This window comes from Clostridium estertheticum, from assembly GCF_018861295.1.
Classification (GTDB): Bacteria; Bacillota; Clostridia; order Clostridiales; family Clostridiaceae; genus Clostridium_AD; species Clostridium_AD estertheticum_D.
Window position 1 is genome coordinate 1 of sequence record NZ_JAHLDM010000057.1, and the last position, 4,927, is coordinate 4,927.

Annotated in this window: 5 protein-coding genes; 3 read left to right on the plus strand and 2 right to left on the minus strand. The window is 30.0% G+C overall.

Going from position 1 to position 4,927, the window contains the following annotated elements:
* Positions 1-256 precede the first annotated feature (256 nt).
* Positions 257-733 (minus strand): DsrE/DsrF/DrsH-like family protein, encoded by a 477-nt coding sequence (locus tag KPL54_RS25420; RefSeq protein ID WP_216109273.1) that lies wholly within the window; start codon positions 731-733, stop codon positions 257-259.
* Between the two features lie 157 nt (positions 734-890).
* On the opposite strand from KPL54_RS25420, the gene KPL54_RS25425 reads away from it, so the two are divergent.
* Complete coding sequence (locus KPL54_RS25425) at positions 891-1,223, plus strand: hypothetical protein (protein WP_216109274.1); 333 nt, start codon at positions 891-893, stop codon at positions 1,221-1,223.
* 77 nt (positions 1,224-1,300) lie between these two features.
* Here KPL54_RS25425 and KPL54_RS25430 read toward each other — a convergent pair whose 3' ends face one another.
* On the minus strand, positions 1,301-2,128 hold the full coding sequence (locus tag KPL54_RS25430; RefSeq protein WP_216109275.1) for an AraC family transcriptional regulator: 828 nt from the start codon (positions 2,126-2,128) through the stop codon (positions 1,301-1,303).
* Positions 2,129-2,475: 347 nt separating this feature from the next.
* Between KPL54_RS25430 and KPL54_RS25435 the strand changes: the two genes are divergently transcribed.
* Positions 2,476-3,759 (plus strand): ABC transporter substrate-binding protein, encoded by a 1,284-nt coding sequence (locus KPL54_RS25435; protein ID WP_216109276.1) that lies wholly within the window; start codon positions 2,476-2,478, stop codon positions 3,757-3,759.
* Between the two features lie 94 nt (positions 3,760-3,853).
* Positions 3,854-4,786, plus strand: a complete 933-nt coding sequence (locus KPL54_RS25440) for a carbohydrate ABC transporter permease (RefSeq protein ID WP_216109277.1) — start codon at positions 3,854-3,856, stop codon at positions 4,784-4,786.
* The last annotated feature ends 141 nt before the right edge of the window (positions 4,787-4,927 follow it).

Genomic DNA, 4,927 nt, shown 5'->3' on the forward strand with positions numbered 1-4,927 from the left:
TGCGGGATTACATAATATAAAACAGAAACAATCAGAAAAAACATTAAAAATTTTATTGAAGTAAATTGCATCATATACCTTCTTTCCATTATATAACGATAATTATAGACAAAATTCTACAAATTATACCTACTAAATGTATTATAACAGAATATGTATTATAACTACAAGTGTATTATAATAACAAATAATAATAGAAAGAAAAGAATGATAGTTAATTATAGATAAAAAAAAGTGCAGAATATCTACACTTTTTTTATATAAATAATTGTATATCTGACTCAAGAGCATCCTTTAAATAATCTTTAGCTTCAATAACTTCAAGTTCAGGAATGAGTTCTTCTTTTTTTAATCCCATGACTTCCATTGATAGTTTACATCCATAGAACTTAACACCTTTTTTTACAGCACCTTCTAAAAATTTTGAAAGGGTTGGTGTGTTATCTTCTTTCATCATAGCCTCAAGCATTTTTTTCCCGAAACCACTGAAGTTCATGTTAGATAGTGGTAATTCTTCTGGCCCTTTTGGAGTCATTGCACCCATAAGTTTCTCTAATGAAGACTTACCATCGTTTATAATTTTATCAGGGTCCCTTAACAAAAGTAGACCCCAAAAAGCAAAAAACATAGATACTTCCATTCCTAATTCCTTAGCTGAATTTGCCAATATTAATCCAGCTAAGGCTTTGTCATATTCTCCACTAAACATTATAAGGCTTAGCTTTTTATCCATTATAACACCTCATTTTTATGTAGCTTGTGTATATATCATCTTATTTATTCAGATTAAGTTAAATAAAGATATTTAGTTTAAAAAGAATTTTTTTATAATATTGGGAAACAATATTATAAATGTTGAAAAAATATTAATTATATTTAGGAGGCTTATTATGAATTATTTAAGCAAATTATCAAAGAATGTTAAATATAAACAAAAAAAGCAAAAGGTGAATTTGGTAAAAGGCTTTGCAGTCTTCACAATTATAAGTATTGCAATAGGAGGGGTCGCTAAAAAATGGTTAGATCGAAGTCATTTAGAAGAGAAAAAGAATATCCCTATTCCTACGCCTAATAATAGTGATGAAGATATAAATATTAATAGAGATGAGATTAAACATACATTGGAAGAGTTTGGTGATGAAGTTGTAGGGGATGTAGGCGTTGCAATGGAGAAAGCACTTGATGGCTTAGAATATAAGAAAGATAATGAGATTAAACAGTAGTATAAGTATACAGAAGTTAAATCACCTCCTTGGTCGCTGAAACAGCAACCAAGGAGATGATTTTAATTATAACATGTTTAATGATTGTTACTTCTATAATCTGAAGGGCACTGGCCTATGATTTTTTTAAATTGTTTTGAAAAAACAAATTGATCGGAGTATCCTACAGAAGTAGCAACTTCCGCTATGGATAAATCATGGTTTGTTAAAAAGTGACATGCGTTTTCCATTCGTGTTTTTATAATGTATTCAATAGGTGTTTGTCCCAAAGCGTTTTTAAAAATAGTACATAAATATTTACGACTTATACCAATGTAGTCGGCTAAACTGTTTACACTAATATTACCATAAAAATTCACTTCAATGTAATCTACGGCACTTATTACATATCGTTCTATGTTTGACTCATAAAGGCTGACCGTATTTGATTTTGGGGCTATTTTAATTAATTTAGAAAGAAACAAATATAAATAAGACAATCTGGATAAGTCAGTTTCTAAAGACAATTTAGTGAAGCTAGCCATTTTTTGTATCGCATCTTTAAAAAAATTGTCAGTATCATAATGAAATATTGGATTGTCATAGCTAAGACCTGCACTATGTATAAATTTTGGTGCTTTTACACCGTTAAAACCAACCCAAAGATAATGCCAAGGATCATCCATATCTGCTTCATAATAGGCAATATGATCTGGACAAATAACAAACGCATCTCCAGCTTCTAAAGCATATAACTTTTTACCACATCTAAAAGTACCTTTTCCACTAAGTATAAAGTGTATAATAAAATGATTTCTAGCTACAGGTCCAAAAAAGTATCCACTCGAACATACTTCTTCTCCACAATCATAAAAGTTTAAATCGGTGTTAGTAAAATTATCATTTTCAACACACCATACTTCCATTGCATCACATCCTTTTAGTTTACTTGTGGACATTATAACATATTTTGAAGACATGTAATCATTTACTTAAAAATGTTTAGAGTTCATAATAAAGATACAATCAACAGAAAGACACACAATTAATCGTTATGTTTTCAGTGATTAACAAGTTTAATAATAATTAGCTATTTTTATTAAACTTAAAAAATAGGTGTGGTTAATTATGCTCGAAATACCATTTATGCTAGTACGAAGTTAGAATATACAAAGTTTACTTTAGCTGAATTTTTAAAGAGATTATAATAATCTTTTTATAAATGAAACCTTTTGGTTTCAATATATATATATAATTCGAGGGGGATAAATAAATGAAAAAAAGTTTACACAAGATTATCGCAGTTGCACTTACTTCTATGGTTATGATGTCCACTTTAGCGGGCTGTGGTAGTTCTAAGACTACAACTGATACAAGTGGTAAACCTGTAACTCTTACTTATGCGATTTGGGATAAAAATCAACAACCGGGTATGCAAGCTATCGCAGATTCTTTTCACAAGTTAAATCCAAATATAACAGTAAAAGTGGAAGTTACACCTTGGGATAGTTATTGGACAAAAATGGATGCAGGTGCTACGAGTGGAACACTTCCAGATGTATTCTGGATGCATTCAAATAATTTCACAAAGTATGCTACTGGCGGTGTATTGATGGATTTAACTGATACTATAAAAAATAGTAAAGACGTAAAAATGAGTAATTTTCCTAAGGATCTTGTAAGTTTATATACATTAAAAGACAAAGTTTATGCTATGCCTAAGGATTACGATACAATAGCATTATGGTACAACAAGACTATGTTTGATAAAAAAGGGATCGCTTATCCAGATGGAACTTGGGATTGGAATAAGTATTTAGAAGTTGCTAAAAAATTAACTGATTCTTCAAAAGGAGTGTTCGGTTGTATTGCTCCTTCAGATGATCAACAAGGTTATTATAACTATGTTTACCAAAATAAAGGATATATACTTTCACCTGACAATAAAAAATCAGGTTTTAGTTTAGCAGCAACAAAAGAAGCTATACAGTGGGATGTTGATCTAAGCCAAAAATATAAGGTTTCTCCAACGCAACAACAATTTGCAGATACTAGCTTTGCGACATATTTTGAATCAGGAAAAGCTGCAATGGGACTATTTGGATCATGGATGGTAAGTGAATTTAAGGCAAATGATTATGTGTCAAAAAATTGTAATGTAGCTGTTATTCCTCATGGAAAAACAAAGGCAACCATAATTAATGGTTTAGCAAATGTTGTTTCAGCAAAAACTAAACATTCAGTAGAAGCTTTGAAATTCGAAAATTTCTTAGGAACAAAAGCAGCTAATACTATTCAATCAGAAAAAGGTGCTGCAATTCCAGCATATGCAGGAACTGCACAACCATTTATAGACAATACTAAACAATTTAACTTAAAAGTATATCCAGAAATGTTAAACTATGCTGTTTTATTCCCAAATTCAGCAACGAAAGCGAAATGGTATGAAATTCAAAATAACACAATGACAAAGGTATATACTGGTCAACTTACAGTAGATCAAGGCTGTAGTATAATTGATAAACAAATGAATGCTCTTTTAGCCACTGAAAAATAATTAATTGATGACAGTTAATGATTATAGTTAACTGTCATCATAATTAACTAAATTTAATTATGATTTTATATAAGGAGGGGAAGTTTTGAAAGCGATGATTAAACAAAAGAACACATCGAAAAGTTTACATAAAAAGGTAAAAACTAGCAAGAAAGATTTACATGATTATTATTGGGCTTATATTATGATAGCACCTACAATAATAGGACTTATTATATTAAATATATGGCCTTTAATTCAAACTATTTATTTAAGTTTTAATAAAACTACTGATTTTGGTCTTAATCAGTGGGTCGGGTTTGATAATTATAAACAGATGTTTTCAGACCCTGCTGTATGGCAAGCAACTTTGAATACATTAAAATATACTGTAATTTCAGTTCCTATCGGCGTTATTCTTTCTTTAGGTATTGCAGTACTACTTAATTCTAAGATAAAAGGTAAAACTATATATCGTACAATCTATTTTCTACCTATGGTTTCAGCACCAGCAGCTATAGCTATGGTTTGGAGATGGCTTTATAGTTCGGATTTCGGTTTGTTTAACTACTTGCTTTCTTTCGTTGGTGTAAAAGGACCCAATTGGCTTACAAATCCAAAACTTGCGCTTTTATCTATAATAGTAGTAGGAATATGGAGTTATTTAGGTTACAATATGATTATTTTACTTGCAGGGCTTCAGGAAATACCAAAAAGTTTTTATGAAGCAGCTAAAATTGATGGAGCAGGTCCTATTAGGCAGTTTTTCGCTATTACATTTCCATTAATATCACCAACAATGTTTTTTGTTGTCATTACTTCTATGATAACCGGATTACAAGTATTTGATTTAATATTTATGATGATTAGTAAATCAAATGCAGTTATGGAGTCTACTCAATCTTTAGTGTACTTATTCTATAATTATTCATTCGTAATGAATGACAAAGGTTATGGTTCAACTATAGTAGTACTGTTATTAGCAATAATTTTAGTGATAACTGCAGTTCAACTTAAATTACAGAAAAAATGGGTTCATTATGAATAACTTCAAGGGGAGGTATAACTTATGAAAGGAAAATTAAAATCAAGCAATTTAATTGTTCACATAATTCTTATAATAGGTGCGATTGCAATGCTAATTCCATTTATATGGATGATACTAACTTCGTTAAAAACACTTACAGAG

Coding starts and splice junctions, on each gene's coding strand:
- KPL54_RS25430 (WP_216109275.1), bottom strand. CDS start 2,128: ATGGAAGTATGGTGTGTTGAAAATGATAATTTTACTAACACCGATTTA.
- KPL54_RS25420 (WP_216109273.1), bottom strand. CDS start 733: ATGGATAAAAAGCTAAGCCTTATAATGTTTAGTGGAGAATATGACAAA.
- KPL54_RS25435 (WP_216109276.1), top strand. CDS start 2,476: ATGAAAAAAAGTTTACACAAGATTATCGCAGTTGCACTTACTTCTATG.
- KPL54_RS25425 (WP_216109274.1), top strand. CDS start 891: ATGAATTATTTAAGCAAATTATCAAAGAATGTTAAATATAAACAAAAA.
- KPL54_RS25440 (WP_216109277.1), top strand. CDS start 3,854: ATGATTAAACAAAAGAACACATCGAAAAGTTTACATAAAAAGGTAAAA.